At 64.4% G+C, this 23,300-nt stretch carries 20 protein-coding genes; 2 read left to right on the top strand and 18 right to left on the bottom strand.

Features of this window, described 5'->3' with window-relative positions; translation table 11 throughout:
* Nucleotides 1-307 precede the first annotated feature (307 nt).
* From ACLARN_RS36650 to ACLARN_RS36615, 8 genes are all read right to left on the bottom strand, one after another.
* Nucleotides 308-619: a hypothetical protein gene (locus ACLARN_RS36650; RefSeq protein WP_409496070.1), complete on the bottom strand. Its 312-nt coding sequence runs from the start codon at nucleotides 617-619 to the stop codon at nucleotides 308-310.
* A 212-nt stretch (nucleotides 620-831) separates the two neighbouring features.
* Complete coding sequence (gene cas7c, locus ACLARN_RS36645; RefSeq protein ID WP_409496069.1) at nucleotides 832-1,707, bottom strand: type I-C CRISPR-associated protein Cas7/Csd2; 876 nt, start codon at nucleotides 1,705-1,707, stop codon at nucleotides 832-834.
* Nucleotides 1,708-1,720: 13 nt separating this feature from the next.
* Nucleotides 1,721-3,646: a type I-C CRISPR-associated protein Cas8c/Csd1 gene (gene cas8c / locus ACLARN_RS36640; protein ID WP_409496068.1), complete on the bottom strand. Its 1,926-nt coding sequence runs from the start codon at nucleotides 3,644-3,646 to the stop codon at nucleotides 1,721-1,723.
* Complete coding sequence (gene cas5c, locus ACLARN_RS36635) at nucleotides 3,637-4,362, bottom strand: type I-C CRISPR-associated protein Cas5c (protein WP_409496067.1); 726 nt, start codon at nucleotides 4,360-4,362, stop codon at nucleotides 3,637-3,639. Before cas5c ends, cas8c begins: the two co-directional genes overlap by 10 nt.
* Nucleotides 4,359-6,569, bottom strand: coding sequence for a CRISPR-associated helicase Cas3' (gene cas3, locus ACLARN_RS36630; protein ID WP_409496066.1), 2,211 nt, complete (start codon nucleotides 6,567-6,569; stop codon nucleotides 4,359-4,361). Before cas3 ends, cas5c begins: the two co-directional genes overlap by 4 nt.
* A gap of 203 nt (nucleotides 6,570-6,772) precedes the next feature.
* A complete protein-coding gene (locus tag ACLARN_RS36625; protein ID WP_409496065.1) occupies nucleotides 6,773-7,186 on the bottom strand; it encodes a hypothetical protein in 414 nt (137 codons plus the stop codon).
* 479 nt (nucleotides 7,187-7,665) lie between these two features.
* The gene (locus ACLARN_RS36620; RefSeq protein WP_409496064.1) at nucleotides 7,666-7,791 is read right to left on the bottom strand and encodes a hypothetical protein; all 126 of its coding nucleotides are present in this window, start codon (nucleotides 7,789-7,791) and stop codon (nucleotides 7,666-7,668) included.
* 992 nt (nucleotides 7,792-8,783) lie between these two features.
* Entirely contained in the window at nucleotides 8,784-9,521 is a 738-nt protein-coding gene (locus ACLARN_RS36615) for a hypothetical protein (RefSeq protein ID WP_409496063.1), read from the bottom strand.
* Between the two features lie 510 nt (nucleotides 9,522-10,031).
* On the opposite strand from ACLARN_RS36615, the gene ACLARN_RS36610 reads away from it, so the two are divergent.
* Nucleotides 10,032-11,378: a tyrosine-type recombinase/integrase gene (locus ACLARN_RS36610; protein ID WP_409496062.1), complete on the top strand. Its 1,347-nt coding sequence runs from the start codon at nucleotides 10,032-10,034 to the stop codon at nucleotides 11,376-11,378.
* Nucleotides 11,379-11,470: 92 nt separating this feature from the next.
* Here the strand turns inward: ACLARN_RS36610 and ACLARN_RS36605 are convergent, their stop codons facing one another.
* Both ACLARN_RS36605 and ACLARN_RS36600 read right to left on the bottom strand, forming a co-directional pair.
* A complete protein-coding gene (locus ACLARN_RS36605; RefSeq protein ID WP_409496061.1) occupies nucleotides 11,471-12,370 on the bottom strand; it encodes a hypothetical protein in 900 nt (299 codons plus the stop codon).
* Nucleotides 12,367-12,648 carry a hypothetical protein gene (locus ACLARN_RS36600; RefSeq protein WP_409496060.1) on the bottom strand — a complete coding sequence of 94 codons (282 nt, stop codon included), beginning with the start codon at nucleotides 12,646-12,648 and terminating at the stop codon, nucleotides 12,367-12,369. The genes ACLARN_RS36605 and ACLARN_RS36600 overlap by 4 nt, the downstream gene beginning before the upstream one ends.
* 79 nt (nucleotides 12,649-12,727) lie before the next feature.
* On the opposite strand from ACLARN_RS36600, the gene ACLARN_RS36595 reads away from it, so the two are divergent.
* Nucleotides 12,728-13,548 (top strand): IS5 family transposase gene (locus ACLARN_RS36595; protein ID WP_409496059.1). Its coding sequence is split into 2 segments (ribosomal slippage): nucleotides 12,728-13,070 and nucleotides 13,070-13,548, totalling 822 coding nucleotides; the frame shifts between segments, so codons are not numbered across the junction.
* A 146-nt stretch (nucleotides 13,549-13,694) separates the two neighbouring features.
* On the opposite strand, the gene ACLARN_RS36590 is transcribed toward ACLARN_RS36595, so the two are convergent.
* From ACLARN_RS36590 to ACLARN_RS36555, 8 genes are all read right to left on the bottom strand, one after another.
* Complete coding sequence (locus ACLARN_RS36590) at nucleotides 13,695-14,738, bottom strand: terpene synthase family protein (protein WP_409496058.1); 1,044 nt, start codon at nucleotides 14,736-14,738, stop codon at nucleotides 13,695-13,697.
* Nucleotides 14,739-14,867: 129 nt separating this feature from the next.
* Nucleotides 14,868-15,026 carry a hypothetical protein gene (locus ACLARN_RS36585; RefSeq protein ID WP_409496057.1) on the bottom strand — a complete coding sequence of 53 codons (159 nt, stop codon included), beginning with the start codon at nucleotides 15,024-15,026 and terminating at the stop codon, nucleotides 14,868-14,870.
* Between the two features lie 676 nt (nucleotides 15,027-15,702).
* Nucleotides 15,703-16,944, bottom strand: coding sequence for an aminotransferase class V-fold PLP-dependent enzyme (locus ACLARN_RS36580; protein WP_409496056.1), 1,242 nt, complete (start codon nucleotides 16,942-16,944; stop codon nucleotides 15,703-15,705).
* Between the two features lie 168 nt (nucleotides 16,945-17,112).
* Nucleotides 17,113-18,474 carry a hypothetical protein gene (locus ACLARN_RS36575; protein ID WP_409496055.1) on the bottom strand — a complete coding sequence of 454 codons (1,362 nt, stop codon included), beginning with the start codon at nucleotides 18,472-18,474 and terminating at the stop codon, nucleotides 17,113-17,115.
* Between the two features lie 168 nt (nucleotides 18,475-18,642).
* Complete coding sequence (locus ACLARN_RS36570) at nucleotides 18,643-19,650, bottom strand: terpene synthase family protein (protein WP_409496054.1); 1,008 nt, start codon at nucleotides 19,648-19,650, stop codon at nucleotides 18,643-18,645.
* Between the two features lie 871 nt (nucleotides 19,651-20,521).
* The gene (locus ACLARN_RS36565; protein WP_409496053.1) at nucleotides 20,522-21,517 is read right to left on the bottom strand and encodes a YncE family protein; all 996 of its coding nucleotides are present in this window, start codon (nucleotides 21,515-21,517) and stop codon (nucleotides 20,522-20,524) included.
* Complete coding sequence (locus tag ACLARN_RS36560; protein WP_409496052.1) at nucleotides 21,514-22,155, bottom strand: hypothetical protein; 642 nt, start codon at nucleotides 22,153-22,155, stop codon at nucleotides 21,514-21,516. The genes ACLARN_RS36565 and ACLARN_RS36560 overlap by 4 nt, the downstream gene beginning before the upstream one ends.
* Before the next feature lie 16 nt (nucleotides 22,156-22,171).
* Nucleotides 22,172-22,654: a hypothetical protein gene (locus ACLARN_RS36555; RefSeq protein WP_409496051.1), complete on the bottom strand. Its 483-nt coding sequence runs from the start codon at nucleotides 22,652-22,654 to the stop codon at nucleotides 22,172-22,174.
* Nucleotides 22,655-23,300: the final 646 nt, after the last annotated feature.

The following is a 23,300-nucleotide window of genomic DNA, read 5'->3' as shown; positions in this document are numbered from 1 at the left end:
CCTCCCTGGCCGCGGACGCCCAGCGCTGCAAGCGCGCACAGGTTCGTGCGGGCCTTCTTCTGGTTGCGATCCTCCCTGGCCGCGGACGCCCAGCGCTGCCACCGGTCCTTGTATGATTCTAGCCTTCGAAGGATGGTTGCGATCCTCGCTGGTCGCGGACGACCAGCGCGGCTGCGTCTCTTCGGGGCGGTGCTGGAGCTCCAGCCGAAGTTGCGATCCTCGCTGGCCGCGGACGGCCAGCGCTGCATTTCGTCGACACCGAACACACCTCTGTGATCATGTTGCGATCCTCGCTGGTCGTGGACGGTCAGCGCTGCCCGATGCGTATTTCCGTGCGCGGGCCGCGTTTCCGGTGTTGCGATCCTCGCTGGTCGCGGACGGCCAGCGCTGCCAGGTAGTGCCGTTCGATGGACGCGCGGCCGGTGTTGCGATCCTCACTGGCCGCGGACGGCCAGCGCTGCCGTCGACGTAGTCCTGCCAGTGCGGCGGGTCGCAATAGTTGCGATCCTCGCTGGTAGCGGACGGCCAGCGCTGCGTCCTCCGGGCAAGCCAGTTCCGGCCCGTCACCACGTTGCGATCCTCGCTGGCCGCGGACGGCCAACGCTGCCCTGCGGGTCACCGTCACGTCCGGGCTGACCATGTCGGTGTTGCGATCCCCATTGACTGCGAACAGCCAACGTTCAATATCGGCTACCTGCGCGCATGAGAATTCCGACAACGTTGAGGTTCTTCGTTGGCAGTCGGTCAATCTGGTCATCACGACGACCGTATGAGTTTCAGTTGGTCGACGATGAGCCGACCGTCAGGCTCGCCCACACAATAGGAAGCCTTTCAGTCGGTTAGGCGGGTTAAGGTTATTCCCTTGGGCAGTTTGCCTTCGACGACGATCTTGTAGTCGTCGAACGACCTCGGCGCGGTCACGCCGTCGAGGAGGGCAGTTTGGACACCCTTGAACAGCTGACTGGCGCGCGCTCGGCCGTACGCGTCGTCGTGGCTGAATATGTAGAGGCCCTTGACATCCATTTCTCCGCGTCCGCTGGCTCGGTCGTGTTCGAAGAGGTTGGTCATTGTCTGCCACAGTGTCGCCAGGTCCTGTTGGGTGACCCCGGTTTGCTCTCCACGAGACGCGCTGTAGTGCAGATGTGCGCGATAGAGTCCGTAGTGGACGGTCCACTTGGTTCCCATCTCGGTGGACTCGCCGCTTTCGATGTCCTTCTCTGTCGTCTGCGTGATCCGCGTGATGCCGTGCGCTTGCGTGAGGACGGGGCTGACGCTGCGGGCGAAGGTCAGCTGAAGAGGACCGCGAATCCGTCCCGCGTTGCCGTCGCCTGTGCCAACGACTCCGCCGAACATGCGGATGTCGAAGAACTCGTTGCAGAGCCACTGCTGCACATCGCCGCGTTGCTGCGGGCTTGTCTTCTTGGTCAGCGGCGTCTTGGTCGCGGTGAACGCTCGTTTGATGTTGGTGTTGAGTGCGACGTCGGCTTCGACAAAGATCTTGAAGCGCTCCTCGCCCGGGTGGAGCAACGGGATCTGATCTCGGATCTTGCGTTTCAGGCACACGTCGGTGACCAGGCCATGGCCGGTCTCGACATCGGTACGGGGCTGGTTGCCAGCGTCGGGGTCGCCGTTCGGGTTGCCGTCGATGACGTCGAAGAGCAGTACGGCGTCGTGCCGGCGCTGTGGGTCGAGGTGGGGTTGCTTCATGGTTCCTCCTGGTTTAGTTGTCGGTCGACTGTTCAGCATCGGTGTCGGGGATCGCCGGTACGTTGTCGCCTGCCCGCTGGCCGCGCGCTGCCGCGAGTGCGAAGAAATGGTTGCGTTGGTCTGCGTATCCGTTGAACCAGGAGCACTGGTCTGCGAGCCCGAGCGCCAGCGGTACCGGCTTGAGCCGGGCGCTGAGGTCGTCACGCTGCTTGGCGTAGTGGACTGCGAGCCCGTCGCGGTTGCGGCTGCGCAGCTTCTTCAAGTGGGCCTGGGAACCGCGGAGCAGTTCTGGGACCACCCGTGCCGGGCTGGTTGATGCGGCGGCGAGATACCGGTCAGCCAGGGTCGTGTTGAGCTTCTTGTCCTTGCTGTCGAGTCTGGTGGCGGTGTACTGGAGAGATTCGAGGACGGCGAAGAGCCTTCCGGCCAGGTACGCAGGCGTGTCGTCGGTCTCGTCGAGTGTCAATCGGGTCTCCTTGTCCAGTTTGAATGTCCTCCTGATGAGGAGCTTGAGCAGCGCTTGGCGGGGACCGTCGAGGTGCCGATCGGCCCGGAGCCGTTGTACGAGGTGGTGGGCAAGGGTCACCGGGGGCGGGTTCTCGTGAAGGGCTGCTGCGAGCAGGTCTCGCTGTGCCCACAGCGGGCGATGTGCGCCAGGATCCCCCAGGGGCAGATACGTACCCCGTTGTCGATCCCAGCGCCCGAAGGCCAGTGTGAGGCGGTATAGGGAAAATCTCCGCGTGGTGCCGGTCCACGGGTCCAGCACACTGTGGTCGACGAACCACCGTGCCACCGCTTGCTTGGCCGCGGGCAATGGCACATCGATCCAGTCGCGCAGGACCAGCCGGGTTTTGTTCGCCGACATCGCCGCTGCGCAGAACAGGCTGGTGTCCACCCGCCCGGGCTCGCGTCCGGATTTCGGTGCGTCGATGATCGTTCCGGCCTTTTTGACAAGCCATACAGGTTCAGGTGCCGAGGTCGTGGGAGTCTCTGCGAGCAGCGCGTCGATCGCAGCCTCGTCGGGTTCGAAGACGAGCTGAATCGGCGCGGCCGTGCCGGGTTCGGCGTGCAGCAGCCACCAGGTCAGCGCGGTGTCACCGATGCGCCGGCTGTGGTCACGGCTGCGCAGTAGATGGTCGAGTGCGGCCACGCTCGCTTCTGCACAGGACACACAGATGGGTGAATGCGCGAGCTGGGTCTTTAGGTCGAAACCCATGGACTCCTTGTTTACGCTCGCCAGCGCCACTGAGTTGGGCTGGGGCCGGTTCTTGCTGCGGCTGTCGGGATCGAACCCCATCGCCGGGATCAGGCCGGCTGTCACCTGTCGCGGGAAGGTGTCGATCAGCTGCCCAGTCGTGCCGCAGACCAAGCACATCCCCTGACCTTCGCTGGCTTTGCGGCGTGTGGCGATGTGAGTCCATCGCCGCTTTGCTGCCGGCGAGAGGTGGACGAACCGGCCGTGGACGCGGAACGCGACCAGGTCGCTTGAGGAGTACTTGTCTGGCCGGGTCAGGTGCTGCTGGGCGTCGCTTTGCAGGAACGCCAGCAATGCACCTGCTCCGCGATCGCGTGGGCTGGCGTCGGCCCACTCGGCCACTAGCGTTGTGAATGCCGCATGGCACAGTCGGGCCCGTTCGAGGTCCTTGGCGTCCGAGGGCCGACCACCCTTCCCTGGGCTTGGCCATCCGAGAGCATTCTTGAGATCGTCACACGCGAGCATCGGTTGCGGCGCCGGGCTCGAGCGCTGCAGGTTCGGAACGAGCTCGCGCTTGCCGTTGCGGCGAGCCGGCTCGTCCGGGACGGCGAGGTCGACCAGTTCACCGTCGGGGCGGCCATCGAGATGAAGGTCGAGCATCCATCGGATACTGCGCCGAGCGTGAAACGGCGGAGGCATCGCGTCGCTGGATTCCGCGAACTCGCGCAGCCGAGTCAGGAACATGTCCGGCCCGCCTCGGCTCCGATACTCGGACTGGTGGTCACCTGCTCGTCGAGCGCGGGGTCGTGGATGCCTTCCGGCGGAACGTCGAGGGCACCCTGACGCAGCCAGGCGGTGAACCACGTCGAACGCGGCGGGCGGATCGTGTGGTCGACGTCCAGCAGCATGATCCCCAGGTATTCATCGTGCGGGACGGGTCCGACCGCGGGGTCAGCGGCGCCGAAGTCGGTTGCCGAGAACTCGCGGCAGCCGAGGTAGGGCTGGCTGAAGCAAGCACCGCGCTCGATACGCCGTCGAGCTTGGGCGACGTATTTGCCCAGGCTGTCGGTCGCGTGCGGGCGCAGTGCCACGTCCGCGTGGATGCGGTAAGCGACATCGCGCAACGCCAGGGTGAATCGCTGGTCACGATCGGCCACAGCGTCGTACCGGAAGTTCGCCCCCTGCCGCCGGATGGTCGACAGGGCCGGCGCCGACGAGACTTCGTTGCGACGGATCCGGAACCACTGGATCGGCCGCAACAGCTCAACCTTTCTGATCCGGTAATCGAACTCCGGCTTCCAGAACACCGCCTCGAGCACACCGCGCGCGGCGCTGGGTGTGATCAAGGGGTAACTGATCCGCTCAGCCTTGGCTTCGGGCCGAGTGAAACAGGCGTAGTCCCCGGCAACGTCGAGAACGATCGGGGTGTCAGTGGTGACGGGTTTGCGTGGCTGTCTCATTGGTCCTCCGAGGTGAGGTCGATGCCGAAGTGCGGGTCGTAGTGGCCTGTCCAGATGTGCAAGTCGCCAGCCAGCCGGACGAGGCGCGCATCTCGCTGCCGCTCGGCAAATCCGCGGGGCAGCGAGGCAAGGAAGGGCTGAAGGTGCCTCAGCTGATCAGGCCGCACCGGCCGACCTCGCCGAAGCTCTGCTACCACACGATCGGCCTTGGCACGTGCGTCTGAATCGGCAATCGGTGTGTAGTCGACCAGGACCGGCACAGACTCGTCGCTGATCATCCGGAACAGCTCGCTGACGCGCGGGCAATCCCATTGACGTCGTGCGTCGATCACGGCTTGGCCGCGTGCCTCCGGTCCCAGCGTCGCGTACAGACCGGTGAAGTAGGCGGCCAGCGCGGCCAGATCATCCGGTTCGGCTTGGCCGGGCGCCGGTCCAAAGCGGCGTCGGGTCTCGTGCAGCGGCACCTCGTAGGACGGTGGACGGCCGGGTTCGTGCGGATCGAACACCACGACCAAGCCGCCCTCGCGCCCCAGATGGCCCTCACGGTTGCAGCGGCCCGCGGCCTGCAGCACCGACTCGGCCGGCGCGTACGCACGGAAAACAACCGGGAAATCCAGATCGACACCTGCTTCCACCAGCTGGGTCGAGACCACGAGCACGTCGCCGTCACCAGCGAGCAGCCGGCGGATCTCCTCGATGGCGTCGAGGCGGTGCCGGGAACACATCCGCGTGGACAGATGCCGGATCACCGCCGATCCCGTGCGAGCTTCCTTCCACACCCGCAGCACCGCCCGCGCATGGTCAGTGGTGTTCACGACCACCAGCGCCCGGCAATGTTTAGCGGCCTCGACCGCCACGTCGGCCAGGGATGGCTTCGGCCACTTCCACCACCGGAACCGGACACGGCGCAGCGCGGCGAACAGGCTGCTCGGATCGGCCACGATGGACGTCGGTGCGACGCCCTTGAGCACAGGCAGATGCCAGAACTCCGGTTGCGTCGCGGAGGCGAGGAGGACCGTGGCACCGAAGTGCTCCACGAGCTGCCGGAGCGCGAGCAGGACCGGGTCGAGCACGTGCACCGGGATCGCTTGGACCTCATCCAGAACGATCACCGCACCGGCCAACCGGTGCACCTTGCGCATCCGCGTCGGAGTCCTCGCGTGGATGGACTCGAACAGCTGCACGGTAGTGGTGACAATGAACTCGGCGTCCCAGTTCTCGGCTGCGAGCCGCTGCCATCGTTCTCCCCTGCGGCGATCGTCGAGATTCACCGCGGTGTGGTGCTCCAAGACCACCTCGCCGGTCCCGTCCGGGTCGAGCAGGTCGCGATACACCTTCGCGTTCTGATCAGTAACGGACAGGAACGGGACCGCGAAGACCACGCGCCGCATGCCATGACGCTTGGCGTGGTGCAGCGCGAATCCACCGGCAGCGAGCGTCTTGCCCGCTCCTGTCGGCGCTTCCAGCCGGAAGAAGCCAGGCGAGCACGCGGCCGCTCGAACGCTGTCCGCATAGACTCGGGCGCGCAGTTCGTCGATCGACGCAGGCTCCCGTTCAGCCAAGAGACGTGCCCGCTCGCGCTCGAACCGATCCAGCAGCTCAGCCATCCCCACAGGCGCCTTCGTTGGCCCACGTTCAACACCGCTGAAATGTGCCGCCGTGTCGAGGTGATCAGCGTCAACGAGCGCAGAGAAAAGCATCCGCAGCAACATCTCGCCGGCTTCCGGGTCGTCGCGGGCCCAATTCGGCCACGGCGGCGGAGTCGGCTGCCGAAGTTCGGCGATATGTTTCGACAATCGACGAACCGCCTGGCCCTCGGCAAGGCGATCACGTTCCGAGCTGGTCAAGAAGGCATGCAATTGAGCCGGGTTCTCGAGGCCGCCGTGATGACCGTGTATGGCCATCGCGAGTCGCCACAAACCCACCCGCTCAACAGCGAACCGGGTTCCCGCCGCTTTGTGATCGATGCCGACCCGACCACCGTCAAGCCCCCGCGCGATCAGCCCCTGCTGCCAGGCCTCAGCCCCTTTGCCCAGGTCATGCAGCAGACCCAGCCACCACCCCAACGCCGCAGCACCGAACGCATCGCCGAACTTAGCCGCACGAGCCGCGACACTGGTCAGGTGATCGACCAAGCCGTGCCACTGGCCGGCAGCGTTGCCGCTGTGCGACCACAAACAACCCTCGTCAATCTGCTTCGACAACACGGCGGTAGGCATACTCCGGGCCACCGACAAAAATCGTCGCCAGCGCCCTGCAGAGCCGATAAGTCCACTACCGTTCACACGATCAGGGCAACACCGCGCAAGTGGCGGAAGATCACCTCTGTGCCCGGACTTTGCACGTGATCTTCTCAGCGTTGCTGAGATCCTCATCCGATACGCACTCGAACTCTTCCCCAGGTACGAATTCAGCAGAATGGATGAATGGAACCGTTGCGATCCTCGCTCGCCCCAAAGGCGAGCGCTGCCCCGGCACTAAACCCCCTGACCCTGCCGTTGCGATCCTTGCTGGTCGTGGACAACCAGTGCTGCGGACCGCATCCATCGATGTCCGCCCCGAGGCATTCGTTGCGATCCTCGCTGGCCGTGGACGGCCAGGGCTGCATCTCCGAGCGGATCGGGGTCGCGCGCTGCCAAGGAGTGTTGCGATCCTCGCTGGCTGCGGACGGCCAGCGCTGTTCGGTGAGCACCTCAGCGCCGCCAGTTCCGACGTTGCGATCCTCGCTGGCCACGAACAACCAGCGCTGCTGGTGACCCACCTGCACGGCCCCAAAAGCACGAAGTTGTGATCCTCGCTGGCCACAGGCGGCCAGTGCCTGCACGAATGGGTCACCATATACGCCCGCTGTCCCAGTGTTGCGATCCTCACCGGCGGAACGGCCAGCGCTGCTCCTCGGCTGGCCGCATATCCAGCACACCTTCAACCAGTTGCGATCCTCGCTGGCCGCGACGGTCAGCGCTGCCAGAGCTCGGCGCGGCGGTCGCGCGGTACGTCGCGGCGTTGCGATCCTCGCCGGCCGCAGACGGCCAGCGCTGTTCCCCGGTGCTTCACCTTTCGCGACCACCGCGTTGTTGCGATCCTCGCCGGCCGCGGACGGCCAGCGCTGCTGTGTTGGACGACTACGAGTTCGTGCCGTCGTGCTGTTGCAATCCTCGCTGGCCGCGGACAGCCAGCGCTGCGCCGATCCCGTCATCGTGTCCCTGCGCGGTGCGCTGTTGCGACCCTCGCTGGCCACCGGGCGGCCAGCGCTGCCCGACTCCGAGTTGATCTGCCTGCTCGTCCAACCCGTTGCGATCCTCGCTAGCTGCGGACGGCCAGCAGCGCCAGGCCACCGAGGTGAAAGCCGCCGGTGACCGCGCGTTGCGATCCTCGCTGGCCACGGACGGCCAGCGCCGCATGTGGCATCACCAGCGTAGGCAGCCCCATGAGGGTTGCGATCCTCGCTAGTCGCGGACGACCAGCGCTGCCGTTCAGCTCGATCCCGGTCACCTCGGCGAAGTTGTTGCGATCCTCGCCAGCGCTGCGTCAATTTCGCCGGTGGCGCCGACGAACCTCTTGCCGTTGCGGTCCTCGCTGGCCGAAGACGGCCAGCGCTGCCGTCCTGGCCAACCTCGTCGCCCGTGTATGCGTTATTGCGATCCTCGCTGGTCGCGGACGGCCAGCGCTGCACGTCGTGGCGGACCTCGGCGTGCAACCAGCCAGCGTTGCGATCCTCGCTGGCCGCAGACGGCCAGCGCTGCCCGCGAGCGGGACCGGCAGCAGCACGGCCGCGCAGAAGTTGCGATCCTCGCTGGCGGCGGACGGCCAGCGCTGCCTTGGCGTAGACGGTCTTCCCGGCCTTGCGTCACCGGTTGCGATCCTCGCTGGCCGCGAACGACCAGCGCTGCCCCGTCGATGAGGGGCACCAGAACACCGTCGATGTTGTTGCGATCCTCGCTGGTCGCTGACGACCAGCGCTGCCCCTGCACGACCAGGAAGTTCATCGTTGGGCAGGCCCAGGACGAAACGTAGATCCCAATCAGTGAGATAACACGCCAGGTGCTGCTTCGGAACCTACAGGCGTGTCACGCGACGCTCCAGGTTCCGAAGCGATCGACGGCAGCAAACGAGTCCCGGCGCAGCACGCGGAACTTTCTGATGGGTGGCGAACAACGTCCACGATTGCGCCGCGCCGATTCGGGGCTAAACCGAGGTTTCCTCCGTGAACAGCGCCATCGGAAGGACCAGCTACACGGAGGTGTCGGGTTCCAGCACATCATGTAACACGTGTCGGACGTCCTGGACAGGCGAGAAAACCCACATACTGTGGTCCCTCTCTGCCTTCCCCGCCGTCGGATCACCGATTGGGCAGGCCCAGCCTGTACGCGCGTAGAAACTGGCTGACGTGTCCGACATCGTTCAGCGGTCAGCTACCGCCGTTATGCGTCCTCGAGCTCAGTGCTCGTCTGGCTTGACGGAGCGCTCTCCAGCCGAACCTCTGTTACCAGAGACCGTGACGTTGTCGCGCCAACCCGAAGCTGCTTCCGGAGCGTCTCAGCGGAGATCGGCCGCCGATAACGCCGCCAGTGGTCAGCGTCCGCTCGGCGAGCACGCTCCACAAGTTCCTCATCGAGAGCAACCGTCCGACGGGATTCCACTGCTACCTGCTGGCTACGCCGAACGGTCGTGGACTCGTACACATCCCGCTCCTCACGGTCGCACTTCGGCTCCGAGGACGCAAAGCTGGACGGCTGCCTTGGTCCGGGATCAGCACTTGCAGCGTTCAGCGCACGGAGCAGGCCAGGGCCCGCCTCAGCCCAACCGATCAACAGCAACGGCCCAACCGAGTCAAACCCGGCCTTGCCCCAGTGGCCGGCGAACACCGGGTCTGCGACGTTCAAAAGCAACGTAACGACGCTCGCCGCAAGCAGCAAGTGGCGCGCTGGCCGTAGCACGTCGTCACTGGCTCCGGTAAGCGCCAGGTGCCGAGTTCCGACAAGCAGGCCCAGCACCGTCAAGTCAACGGCCGGTGCCACCAGCGGCGCCACCAACACCGGCACTTGCAGCTTCAACGCGAGATTCAGGACGTTCCCGAACCCGAACAGGAACGTGAGCCCGACTACCAGCCCCATCATGACCGTGACAAACCGAGCTACCGACTGCGTGTTGGCGCTCATGACGGGCTCCCACCAGAGCCCGGAAGCTCGAAGCTCGCCTCGACCACCAACGTGCCAACGTAAAGCCCCTGGTCAGCCCCGTTCCCATCCTTTGGTAGCCCTGCCAGTGGCTCGAACCTGCGCCGCACGGAAGTCGTCATCGAGCATCAACCACCCTGACCGCGACGACGCCGGGCGATCCCGGCGGTCGCGGAAGGTCGCAGTTCACAGCGGATGTGGTTTCGGGTGGATGCTGCATGCACCTCGCCAGGAATTCGAACGCGCATCATGGCGCCACAACCAACAGTGTTCGCTGGTGGAGGACGTGTGCGCAGTGGGCGACTCGGTCCTCGGACACACTTTCGTTGCATCACTGCTACGTCGAACGTATCGGTGCTTCAACGCACTCCAACACCCTGAACCGGCATTCTGCCGGACCGCGCGTCGCGTATGGCGGCGGTGGGCATGACCGGCGCTGTGATTCACCCGGTCACCTTCCCTGCCACGCCTGCCCGGGGCGGGCGTTCTCCGATGGCCGCGTCGAACCGACCGCTGCCGTTGCCCACGGTTCCCACACCGCGCGCCGGTGCCGCCGTGTACGGGATGGCGGCCGTGGACAGTCGCGGGCGGGTCGCCGACCGCGCGGTGTTCGCCGCGCTGGGCTGGGTAGCCGGGACACCGCTGACCATCAGCGTCACCGACGGAACGCTGGTGATCGGCACCGACCCCTCCGGCGTATTCGGCATGACCAGCCAGGACATTTACGCCTTCCCGCACATGTACGGCACAGCTGCGAACTGGGCTCTGGCGATCGTGTGCTGCTGGCGGCCTACCCCGATCGCGAGCTGCTTCTGGTGCACCCACCCATGGTGCTCGGCCTGCTGCTCACCGACTGCCACGCAACGCTGCTGGGCGGTGGTCCCGCATGACCACGGAACAGCACCAGGGCGCGTCGGCAGACCGGGCTGCGATCTCGACGCGGCCCGGCTGCTGCTAGCCCGGATCGGTGTCACCGCCGAAGACCTGCTTGCTGAGCCGGTCACCAGGCCACTGCTGCCGACCTTCGCCGAATACATCCCCGTCGTGTCCGACGCGGTCTCCGAGGGCACCCGCCGCGTCTACGCTTCCTACTGGAACCGGATCTACGAGCACTGGGGGCATCGCCGCCTGGACGAGCCGACGCCGTCGCAGATCAAACAACTCGTCGAGCACATCAAGACCACCGTTGTCGCCCGCCGCAACGCCCGCGGTGGGCGCAGCGCGGGCGAACACCTCGTAGCCGCCCTGCGCTGCCTGTACCGGCACGCCGAAGACGACCGCCTCATCACACCCGCCGACAACCCAGCTCGTAAGGTCGCCAAACCCCCACGACTGCCGTCCACGCGCCGCGCGGTCGCGGGCGACCGGCTGGCCGAGATCAACCACACCGCCGCCGCCACCGGCACCGACCCAGCCCTGGACACCCTCATCCTGCGGCTGCACACCGAGACCGCGTGCCGCCGCAGTGGCGCCCTCGCTCTCCGGCCGCAAGACCTCGATCTGGAGCAGTGTCTCGTTCTGCTGCGGGATAAAGGCGAAACTGTGCGTTGGCAACCGGTCTCGCCAACGCTAATGCGGCACCTGCAGCACCACGCCGATGAACGAGGCGCTCCCCGCGACGGACAGTTGCTTCGCTACGCCGACGGCCGCCCCATCACCACCCGCCGCTACGACCACCTCTGGACCCGGCTGGGCAAACACCTACCCTGGGTGGCGACCCAACAAATCTCCACCCACTGGCTGCGGCACACGACCCTGACCTGGGTCGAGCGCAACTTCGGCTACGCCGTAGCCCGTGCGCTGGCAGCGCTCACCGAAGAACCACACCCCCTTGCTTAAGGCTGGATACCGTAAGCAGTTTCGTGAGTCCGATTCCAACTAGCGACGAGACGGGCGTGAAGGGCACCGAGGTCGATTTCAGACTACTGGAGCTACGTCTTGGTGTAGTCCACTCGCCTTGTCCTGCTGAGGAACCCCTTCGACGTGGAGTAACCGAGGCGAGGCAGCACTCGTAGCGCTTTGTCTTCGAGGGTCTTGTTACCGTCGACGACAACCTTGAGCCGCTGTCCGAGTGCTCCCTTTAAGCCGTGAGGCAAGGGATCGCCGAGACTGTCAAGGGCCGTAAGGGCAAGGTCTACCGCGCTAACGTTCCGGCCATTCTCGGTATGGAGATCGATGAGTCCGTAGACGACTGTCTCGAGAAGTCTCTTCCGTGCCGCCATATCGCGAATGTCGGCCTTTCCCCACAGCTCCACGACAGCTTGGCGTTGGCTGTTGTTCGTTGCTCGGGAGAAACGGTCACAGAGGAGACTGGCGACCTCGCCGTCGTCGCAGGCCGCGAGGCCAATCGCCCGGAGAGTGAGGTCGGCAGGAACTTCGGAGTCGGGTTGCGCAAGGTAGCGATCCAAAAAACCACGACGTTGAGCAAGTGTCCAGGCCAGCTGAGTCTGAAGTGCTGCGTCGGCGAAATCAGCCGATAGCACGCCCTCGAACAGCAACCGGTCGAGGACTAGCGCGAGATCATCGGCATTGGGCTTGATCAGGCTAGCCCACAATGTTGCCGCGTGGGCAGCCTGACCTGCGTAGTTGTCCACAACGCTGGCAACAGCCTGAGCGGTCGGAAGTCCTTCCATCGTAGTTGCCGACCGCCCAGTGCCGGTGGCCAGCATAAGTGGGAGTTCGATATGCCCGAGGTCGTCCAGCCATGGGCTGGTTGCTGCTTCGTTCAGGATGCCGTTCAGGACCTCATCGTTGATCAATCCAACCCGAGCAGCTAGAGCCTTGGCTCCGTTTACCGCAATATATTGATACATCGCATGCTCGTGATTCACTGGCTCAGCGATTGAGCAAGCGTGTCTCGGAGAGTGGAAACAACAACCTCGGCGACGCCCGAGTCGTCAACGAACCCGCGGGTGACGAACAGTTCGGTGTGAGCTAGGAGCTGTTGACGTGCGGAGGCTTCGTCGGCATCGGAGACGAGCGACTGAAGTTTCTCGAGGACATTTGAGGTGAGGCTTGGCCGGCGATCCGTCGGAAGAGCGTCGACCAGCGGAGCGATCGCCTCAATGTCGGCATTCGTCTCCGATGCTGGCGGCTGCAGCGACCACAACTTAGGGGTTCTAACAGAATGATCTCTTTGGTGTGGTTTGATGTCGTGTCTCGTTGATCTTGGGTGAGGGGTGGGCCGGGTGGGGCAGCGGCGTCCGTGGGAGGTCGATGATGGTCTGTGGGAGCGGATCGAGCCGTTGTTGCCGGGGGTGGAGCGTCGGTTTCGGCATCCTGGGCGTAAGCGGTTGGACGACCGCAAGGCGTTGTGCGGGATCATGTTCGTGCTCTATACCGCGATTCCGTGGGAGTTCCTGCCGCAAGAGCTGGGCTATGGCTCGGGCATGACGTGCTGGCGCCGGTTGCGGGACTGGACCGAGGCCGGGGTGTGGCAGCAACTGCACGAGCTGCTGCTGGCGGAGCTGAATGGGGCGAACCAGCTGGACTGGTCACGGGCGGCGGTCGACGGATCGCATGTGCGGGCGTTAAAAGGGGGCCGGAAACCGGCCCCAGCCCGGTAGACCGAGCCCGTACCGGGTCCAAGCACCATGTGATCACCGACGGCACCGGCATCCCGCTCGCGGCGACCCTGACCGGCGGGAACCGGCACGGCGTCACCCAGCTGATGCCGCTGATCCACGCGATCCCGCCGGTCCGGGGCCGCCGTGGGCGACCCCGCCGGCGGCCACGACGGATCTACGCCGACCGCGCCTACGACCACGACAAATACCGCAAACTGGTCCGCGCCGCGGGAATCATCCCGGTCATCGCCCGCCGAGGCCAGGAACACGGCTCCGGCCTCGGCATTCACCGCTGGGTCGTCGAAGGCGCCTTCGCCCTGCTGCACTGGTTCCGACGCCTACGCATCTGCTGGGAAGACCGCGACGACATCCACAAAGCCTTCCTCACCCTCGGCTGCGCCATCATCTGCTGGCGCCGACTCAAAGCCCACTCAATCTGTTAGGACCCCTTAAGCTTGAACGCACGCCGGATCCGCGACTCGCCAACTGCGACATATCCGTGGTTGTCGCCATTGACCGGGTCGACTACTGCACGTCGTGTCCTGGCTTCTCCGGCAATGTCCTCGTACTCACCTTTTCGACTTCCTCATCAGAGATCACCCGTGGGCGACCCGACGCTATCCTCCGGCAGATGGTAGGCGTGGGCCAGTCCTTCCAGGTAGCCGACATACAGGCTGCCTTCGCCCGCGTCGGGTGCGTAACGTGGCGATTCGCTGCACCAGTCATGGTTACCGCGCATGCAGGCCCGCAGTGCTTCGACATACCGATACAGCCGGGCACGTTCGGTGTCGGAGAGGTCCAGTTGAGCGCACACGGCGGGCAGGTCACCTTGCAGCGCGTGGAATGAGTGAACCCATTCCCGCACCATCGTCCGGCTGTGGTCGACTGCCCGGCCTTCATCCCAGCCGTGGTGTCGCTGCAAGACCAGTACGAGGTTGTGCATCTCGCCCTCGGCGACCTCCTTGTCGAGCGACAGGACGTCTTGCACGACGTCGATGATCTGGGTGGAGAGGTAGCAAAGCTGTCTGACGACTTCATGGTCAGTGACCCGTTGCGGGAGTTCGCAGTCGTTGATCCGCTCGGCCAGTTTCCTGATGATGTCCATCGCGCCGGACCGGGTCCGCAACGCGAGATAGGTTTCCGGGTGCAGGTTCACCTTGTCTCGCCGGTTGACGGCCTCCTCCGTATAGCTCTGTAGGAAGCGGGCGAAGCAGGCGCCTGCACGGGCCGGCCAGGCAGAGCTCATCCCAGCGGTCATGCGTTCCCATATATCGGCGAACGCCTTTTCCGCCGAGGACATCGGGGACGGGGCACGGCCGTCAAGGATGGCGACGTGGCGCTGGATGATCTGACGCACCTGATCCGGGCGGTCACGCATCGGGCCGTCGAACTGGCCGTCGATGGCCATCATCCAGCCATAGAAGTCCGTGGCCAGAAGAAGGTCAGCGCCGCGCGCGTACGGATGGAAGTGCGCCGCACATCGATGTGGCCCCCAGGACATCAACCGGTCGACTGCGGCCGTGCTGGTCAGCAGGCCCATTTCCAGGAGCCAACGGTGATGGTGTTCCGTGGCATCGGTTAAGTCGGGCAGGCCTGCCGAGCGAAACGGCAGATCAAACGCGATACGCGCCACCAGACACTTCCTCACCGAACCTGCTTTCGGGCACCCCAGGTCACAGAACGGCACCGACTGTCCACGCGCCGCAGGCGAGACATCCGGTAGCCGATTTCGGCCCTGCCGTCCTTAAAGCGGGCGCGGGGGCTAGTCGGAGGAAGCCTCCTTGCGGTTGGCGTCGACCACGTCAGTAAGTTGCTCGACGGCTTCAGACACAGCCAACGTCGCTTCTGCATTTGCCTGTTGGAGTTTGTTGTGTTCGATTGATTCGACTGCCGCGGCCCGATAGCCTTCCGGGTCCTTCATTTTCTCACCCACAAGGTTCCCCTTTCATTCTTGCAACCATTTCCAACTCTCACACTTGTCCGCATCTATTTTTCTAGTGCTGACTATAGCTTTTGCGAGTTGCCACGGGATGCCGCGCGTTCCGGCACGATCACCCACGTATGCCCGCCGCCCACGCTGCCATCCAGGAGCGATCACGCGTCAACCGTCCTGGCCCGAGGTATCATGGACCATGATCACCGCTGAGCAAGAAAGCGGTTTGCCCTGGCGAGGACAGCCGAGATGTCTGCGGATGTGTCATGGCGGGAACCCTGGCTCGGCCTTAGTGGGCGGAGTTCGCCTGCCTGGCTCCGGGCACCGGACAGGCGCGGAGCCGAAGCACCGTGCTGAGTCAAAGTGACGTGGTCGTCGGTTGAGCAACGAAGCAGTGTTCCAGTCAGATTTCTACGGCCTTTGTCGATTTCGATCTCTACGGTGTTGTCGTGGGGGTTCGCGACACCACCTTGGGATAGGGCGGCAACGCCGAAAGCCACGGCGGAACACGTGCTGACAGGTTTTCTCGCCATTGTCACCTTCCGATGCACGGTGCGTCCGCTTCTGTTGACGTTAGGCCGCCTTCTCTCGTATTGCACACATGTAGTCTCATGTTCACCTAGACGAGAATCTGCCAGCCGAGGCCGTTGTGTTCCCCGACCGCCTAAGCGGCGTGGTGAGCGTGGAGGTTCCGCAGCGTTGAAATCAGGTGGTCGATGTCGTCGTGGGTGTTGTACAGAGCGAGGCTGACGCGGACAGCCGCTGGGATGTGGAAGCGGTCGCAGACCAGCGCTGCGCAGTGCTGGCCGGTCCGCACGGCGATCCCCGCTTGGTCCAGGCGTCGGCCGAGGTGTTCTGCGTCGACCGTGTCGGAGACGAAAGAGATCACGCTTCCGTGGCCTGCGGGGGTGCGTGGCCCGATGATCCGCAGTCCGGGAACCGTGTCGAGTTCGGTGAGGGCGTGGGCGATGAGGCGTTGTTCGTGGCGGGCCACGGTGGACATGCCGATGGTGGTGAGGTAGTCCACGGCGGCGCCGAGGCCGATGGCTTCGGCGATCGCAGGAGTGCCGGCCTCGAACTTATGGGGCGGGGCCGCGTAGGTGGTGCCGGTGGCCGTGACGGTGTCGATCATGTTGCCGCCACCGAGGAACGGCGGGAGCGCCTCGAGCAGGCTCTGGCGGCCCCAGAGCACACCGACCCCGGTCGGTCCGTACATTTTGTGGCCGGTGAAGGCCACGACGTCGGCGCCGAGCGCCTGGACGTCGAGCGGCAGGTGTGGCGCAGTCTGGGAGGCATCGACGATGACGAGTGCGCCGACGTGGCGGGCGCGGCGCACGATCGGGGTGATGTCGTTGACGGTGCCGAGGATGTTCGAGGTGTGGACGACGGCGACGGCCTTGGTCTTCTCGGTGATCATTTCGGGCAGGTTGGTCAGGTCGAGATGGCCGTCGTCGGTGATGTCGAGATGGCGCAGCTTCGCGCCGACGCGCTGGGCGAGCAGGCGCCAGGGCAGCAGGTTGGAGTGGTGCTCCATCCGGGTGGTGACGATCTCGTCGCCGGCACCGATCCGGAGCGGCGGTTCAGCCCACGCCAGTGTGTTGGCGACCAGATTGAGGGCTTCGGTGGCGTTGTGGGTGAAGATGACGTCCGACGCCGAGGAGGCGTTGATGAACGTGGCGATTTTTGCCCGGGCCGCCTCGTAGTCCGCGGTGGTCTCCTGCGCCATCCAGCAGGATCCCCGGTGGACGTTGGCGCATTGGGAGATGAAATAGTGGTTCATCGCGGCGATGACACCGTGCGGTTTCTGGGACGTCGCTGCGTTGTCAAGGTATATCCGCCTGTGGCCCGGGAGCGCCAGGTCGGTGAACACCGGGAAGTCCGCTCGATAGTTCGTCTGCTCCAGCACAGTCCAACATTAGGTCCGTGCCGGCTATTATTATTCCGGCGATGGCAGGGGCTTCTGTTGAAAGTGTTGAATCCTCGGCCAGCCATCGGCTAAGAGCTAGCGCGCCAGGATAGATTCTGTTCCGCGGCCTCTCGTAGGATCGCCCCTAGTGGGCGCACGAGCGTGAAGTCAGGTACCCGAACTGCTGCTGGCAGAATGGGACTGGGACATCGCGGAACATCGTTGGTTGAACGCGCGCGCCGCGGGATTCCGCTGAAACTGCCGAAGGCGGTTCCGCAGACCGTCCATCGCCGCGGTGACACGACCGGAGTGCACACGTGGGTAGTCGTCGAGCAAGCGGTGTGCCGTGGCGCAGGCTCGGGTGAGCAGGCCGAGGTCGAGTTGCCGCTCGGCGAGCTCGGCCAACGTCAGCACGCGCGAGCGGCGTTCGGCGGAGGGATAGTGACGCAACGCGGAGCGCAATGCCACTATCGCGCCTGAGGTATCGCCGTCGAAGGTACGGATCGATGCGGCGTGATAGTCCAGTTCGCCCCGGTGATACGAGCCGAACGTCGGGGGTGGCCCGGTGGCGTTGCGGAGATTGTCGCGAGCACTCTGGTGCGAGGCCAGTGCCGCGTCCGCCCTGCCGAGAGTGGCGTAACTCAGCGATACCTGAGCGTGGAGAAAGGCGCCGGTGCGTGGCTGGGCGTGATGGTTTCCCGCGGCCAGCGCCGCGAGGGCCAGCCCCAATGCCGGTCTCCCATGCCCGAGGTGGCACGCCTGTTGGCTCAGCGCCCGCAGCACGATGGCGTATCGGAGGGGGTCACGGTCGAAGACCGCGAGTTCGAGCGCGAACCGGTAGTAGCGCTGGGCCAGCCCGTGCTCGTTGCTGTCGAAGCACGCGAATCCGATCAGCAACGCCAGATCGATAGCCGAGCCGAGCAGCTCCCGGTGAACGGTCTCGGTCACCGGGTCAGCCAGGCGAGGAAGGACGTCGTCGGCGAGGTAGGCGGTCAGCGCGGTCCTGGCGTGGCCGCTGCCGTACTGGTGATTGGCGGCGGCGAAAGCCTGCGTCAGATGCCGGGCCATCCCGACCTGTGCCGACGTCGGCCCGGTGCGATCGTCGGCGTGACGGACGTCCAAGCCCTTCGACCGCCAGGCCGGTACCACCAGCACATCCAGCCGGTACACCGACCGAGCGAGCTTGTCGTGCCCCACAAGATCCAGGTCCGCCCTGACCAGGTCAGCGAACGCGGCGATCTTGCCGGCGGGCCGGGCGGTCTTCCGCCCCGCTGTCGCGCACGTCAGGCCGAGCTCGGCGGATGACACCGGTCGGCCGAGTCTTCGGGTCAGCACTTCGGCGATCAGTGCGGGCACCTGACCTCGAGGGCGGGTCCCGGAGAGCCAATGCGCGACGGCGGTCCGGTCGTACCGCAGCCTCAATCCGGCTTCGGTGCCCGCGCTGTTCACCGCGCGTGCCAGATTATCGAAACTCCACCCCGCGGCGGTCAACAGGTCGCGAAGCCGGTCATTGCGGGCACGACTCGGCATAGCTCTCCTGACTGGGACCAGGTCAAACGCTGCGGGCGTTTCACGATGTGAACTACCAGAGTGCTCAGAACGGCCGCGCCCCCACAAGGGCCGACGGTGTACAGCACCCACATCGCACCGCCCGGAGACAGGCGTGGCCCCACTCGCGGACCGGGCGCCCGAGCACCTCTACGGCAACCGATCCCGATCCGCCGTGTCGAGGCTGAAGCGTTCGCTACGGGCGTGCCAGCGATGCCATCCAGCGACGCAGTGGCGCGCTCCGGCCGCCCAACGGCCGAGAGTGCCGCCTTTGCGGATCAGCCGCCCGGTCTGCTCGGAGAACCTCTGGGCGTGGGCGGACATCCTGTCGGCGGTCTCGCAGACCGCCTCGAACAGAGTGCACCCAAGTTCCCGTGAGATCACGACCGGATAGTTCAACGCCTGAGGTGACATTCGGGCCTCCTTCCGCCAGGAGGCCAGGTCGTTGATGAGTCCCAGCAGACCGCCCATGGTCCGGACGGCCGCCCGGACGTCAGATCGCCACCTCGTATCGCCGGGTACCTCGAATCCGCCGGTGATCTCGACCAAGGCCAGGTGCCAGTCGGCTGTGACAGTGTGTTCGCGCAGACATTGATACTCGGCGGACGTAGGCACTGTGCCCTGGGCGAGGTACGCGGCCTCGCAGGCGGCTCCGACGAAGTAGTTTTGCTCGCCGCGGCGAGCGCGTTCGGCCTGCTCGGGCGTCGCGAACCGCTGCAACTGCTCAGTGATCGAGCGAAGCGCTTCCACGTGACGGCCTGCCGAGGTCGGTAACGGCCGCTGAGGGTCCTGGATCGTCGCGGAGCAGCAGAGTATCTCGGCAGCCGCATCAGCCGGCTCGCCCGCCAGCGCGGGGAACTCGATGCGTGAGGTATCGCATTCGAAGTAGAAAGCGAAATACCGCGAGATCAGCCTCAGCAGCTCCGGTGAAGCAGCGGGATAGTTCAGGCAGGACAGCAGCGCGTACCCGCTGGCCCGCGCCCGAGGCTGCGACGCCACGGCCAACCCGACACCCGAGGCGGTGATCCATTCATCCAGATCGGCCGCCAGCCAACTGGCATTCCCAAGGTTGTCTTCGCAGCAACCGAACGGCAACGGCAATCCCGTCAGAACAGGGCCACCGTCATCGGAAGACAAAGAGACACGGTCAACCGCCATAACGCCAGGCTTCCTTTCAGCTCTTCACGTGGACGACAACCTTCACTTGGGGCGCTGGCAAGAATTTGAATCTTCTCATGGGCCAGGTAAAGCGCAGCGCACGTTCAACTGTTCAACACCAAGAGTTCCAGATACGACTGCGCTGTCCATAGGACCCGGAGGTGCACTAGGAGTCACCGGCAGCGACTTGGAGGTAAGGTGTAGTCGACCGCGCGGATCGGCATGCCGAAGAACCGACATGCTCGAATCCTGTGGCGCCTTGCTCAATCAAGTCAGCGACACCCGGGGTCGAACGAGACGAGACGCGGCTTCCACCCCGGGTGGAGCTGATGGATGCCCTCTCGCCGGCTTTCCATCGAGTCGATCTTGCCTAACCGGCGTGTCGACGGTTCATACCTGTTGCATAACATCCGTTTCGCCACCATCGCAACGCTCGAGTGATTCCCCTCCGGAGCCGTCGCAAAACTCCGCACTGTGCATCGACGCTTGTTATCGCCTAAAGCGCTAAGCGCCGATGACGTGTCGTGAATCGACCTTGCCGGAAGCGTGCGTTCGGCAAGGTCGACCCGGCCAGGTCGCCGAGAAGGAACAAGGTGTTGATCTCACAGAATTCCCAGATATTGAGTCAGCCGTGAAAGAAGTGGCTCTTCGCACGGTCAAGGTGACCTCATGCGGGCTAGCTTACCACCTAAAGAAGTAAACTTGGCGAGACTGTTAAGATTCTTGTAGTAATCGCGACAGAATCGGCGGCCTTCCTAGTTAGCTCCGCACCGGCCACCGATTCCCGGCTGGGACACACAAATCTTATGACCTATATACCGACCCCTCGGCATCACCGCCGGAACCCTGCCTTCAACCCTTCCGTCAAATGCTATTCCTTGGTCTTCACGACGACTACGGTGTTGCCCCCGTTGTTGATTACATAGAGGTACTCGCCGTCCGGGGACACGGCGATGCCATTGGCTCCGCTCGCGCCCGCCGTGCCGTCCTTCATAGTCAGGTCCGCAAGACGCTCGCTGGTGGAGGCGTCGATCACAGTGATCTTCGACCTGCCCTCATGCGAGATGTACAACCGTTTCTCGTCTGGGGATAGCGCCAGGCTCGTGGGCTGGGGCGGGATTGTGACTGTGGCGGTCACCGTCGCCTTGTCCGGGCTCGGCACACTGATTATCGACAGGGTGTTGGAGTCGTGGTTAGTGACGAACACCTTGTCGCCCTTGGCTGTCGTCGTGACGCTGTTCGGCCGGACCCCAACCTCAACGGTCGCCCGCACCGTCAAAGTCTTCACGTTGAGCACGGAGACGTCGTTGCTCTCGCCGTTGGTCACATAGAGCACGTCGTTCACCAGCGCGAGGCCGTTTGGTGCGCTACCGACTTCGACGGTGGCCGACAAAGGGGCAGGATTGTTGCTGGTGTACGTCAGCCTCCGCACCTCGTTGTCGCTCCCGCTGCTCACATAGAGGACTTTGCCGTCAGCGGACGCCGCGAGCGATGACGGTTTCAGGCCGGCGGTATTCTCGTCCAGTTCAGCGATGGACGGGTCCTTCGCCGTGAGGTTCGACATGACCGTGATGGTGTTGCTCTCGGCGTTACTGACGAAGACCCTGGCCTGCCCGCCTTCGCCGCCCACGGCGACGCTGCTCGGCTGGTTGCCTTGGGAGATGGTGCGCACCACCGTACGCTTGCCGGTGTCCACCTCGGACAGATCATTCGAATCCTGATTGGTGACGTACAACCTCTTCCCGTCCGAGGAGAGGGCCAGCCCGTTCGGGCCTGTGCCGACGTCGATAGTGGACGGCGGATCGGCCGCCGCCGACGTCGGATGGGTCAAGATGACGAGTGCGACCGCCAGTGCCAGGAGTTTCATGTGCAGAAACGCTTCTCTTCGCTGGCGGTGAGCTTGGCGCTCCGCAGTACTGTCGTTCCGCCCCCGCTGTTCGGGTTGGGGCCGGTGATCACGACGTCCTGCACAACATAGAAGAACTTGCCCTCGTAGGGCGACTTGAATCGCACAACATAGGTGCCGCGCGCCTTGCGCAGGCTCGGGGTGCGGACGAGCCACATCTTGTACTTCGGCGGCACGGTGACCGTGTCTTCGATGGTGAATGTCTTGCTCTTCTCCCAGGCGATGCCCCACCGCTGGGCATAGGACGCGGTGAACGCGGCCGAAGCAAGGCCCTCTTTCCCGAGCGTCACGGTGATGCTGCCGCCCGCCTCTTTCTCCACGTGACCCGAAGTGCCGTCGGTGACCGCCTTGCTGATCCTCCTCTGGGCGTTCGACGAGGTGCAGTTGATGACCGGCCCTACTGCGGTGGGCTTGCCAGCGACGATCTCCTGCCTGCCATCCTTCGGCGTGATCAGGTCGAAGCTACACGCCACCCCGTCGCCGCATTTCAGCAAGATCTCATTAGCGCTTGGCCCTCCCGTCACGGCGTTCGCGGGCGACACGATGACGGATAGGCTGAGCGCGGTAACGGTCAGGACGAGTGTCCATTTTCTCTGCATGATTCACCCAATCTTCTCAACAGCCACCGTTGCGCAACGTGAGCGAGAGCGTTCCGTAGTTCTGTTCATTCCAGTACTGCTGCCATTTGAGGCCCATATGCACAGTGACACTCTGAACGTCGGACGGCGGGCTCTTACAGGTGTAGAGGTTGCTCACACCGGAAAGGTAGATGTTGTCGGTGGTCTTCGCACTCTTGAGGTTGGTCGGGAAGAACTTTGACTCGTCCTCATAGGTGACCACCACAAGGAACTCCACCTTGGCAGTGCAGGGCTTGTCACCCGACCAGTGAGCACCCCAGTAGTAGTAGCAGTCCGCTCTGAGCTTGGCGCGTCGCTTGCCACCGACGAGCTCCAGGCACAGTTTGGTGTTCGCTTTGTTATATCCAGCATTGGCCACCAAGGACTTTTCGACGCAGTTCTCGGCAGCCGTGGCGTTCGCTGTTGTGACAGTGAGCGAAGCCAGCAGAAGAACTGCTATGAGGATGATTCTTCGTAGCATTTCAGCCTCCCTGGTGCATTGGCGACAAACCACTTGTATAGTCGGTTAAATTGGCGCACGCCAGCCGTTGAACCGATTGAGTGCAAGCAAATACCCGTGTGGGTGCCTGACCGTCAACCACGGTCGATCCTGACCGCGTAGCCGCGGTGAACCGATTAAGATACTGGCAGGCTCGCGTGATCAACTGTCGCGTGTTCGGTAGATGTTCGGATGGGCAGGTGCCCGTGCGTGGTCGCCCGGGCCGTAGTTCTTCCAGCAGGCTCCGGCTTGGCTGGCGATGAGGCGGCTGCCGGACGGTGAGATTCGACGCGATGCCGTGGTACTGGACAGAACAGTTCACGACCAAACTGCAGATCACCGGACTGGTGCCGGACGCGGAGGCAGAGATCGAAACGGTGGCAAGTCTGCGCCCAGCCAGCGACGGTCCGCAGGGCACGAACCCGCGCGCGGCGGGTGTTCAACATGTTCAACACCAAGAGTGCCCGATACGGCTGTGCTGCCATATGACCCGAAGGTGTACTAGTACTCCAGTCGTAGTTCGTGATGGTCATGGTTCGTGGGTTGTTTGTCGCTGGTAGTGGCTTTGCTGGGCGCGGTATTGGTGGCGTCTGCGCCAGCTTGAGCAGCGGATCCGGTGCGCGGCATC

This window comes from Amycolatopsis sp. cmx-11-12 (genome assembly GCF_046269425.1).
Taxonomy (GTDB): domain Bacteria; phylum Actinomycetota; class Actinomycetes; order Mycobacteriales; family Pseudonocardiaceae; genus Amycolatopsis.
This window is presented reverse-complemented; position numbering and strand designations above follow the sequence as displayed.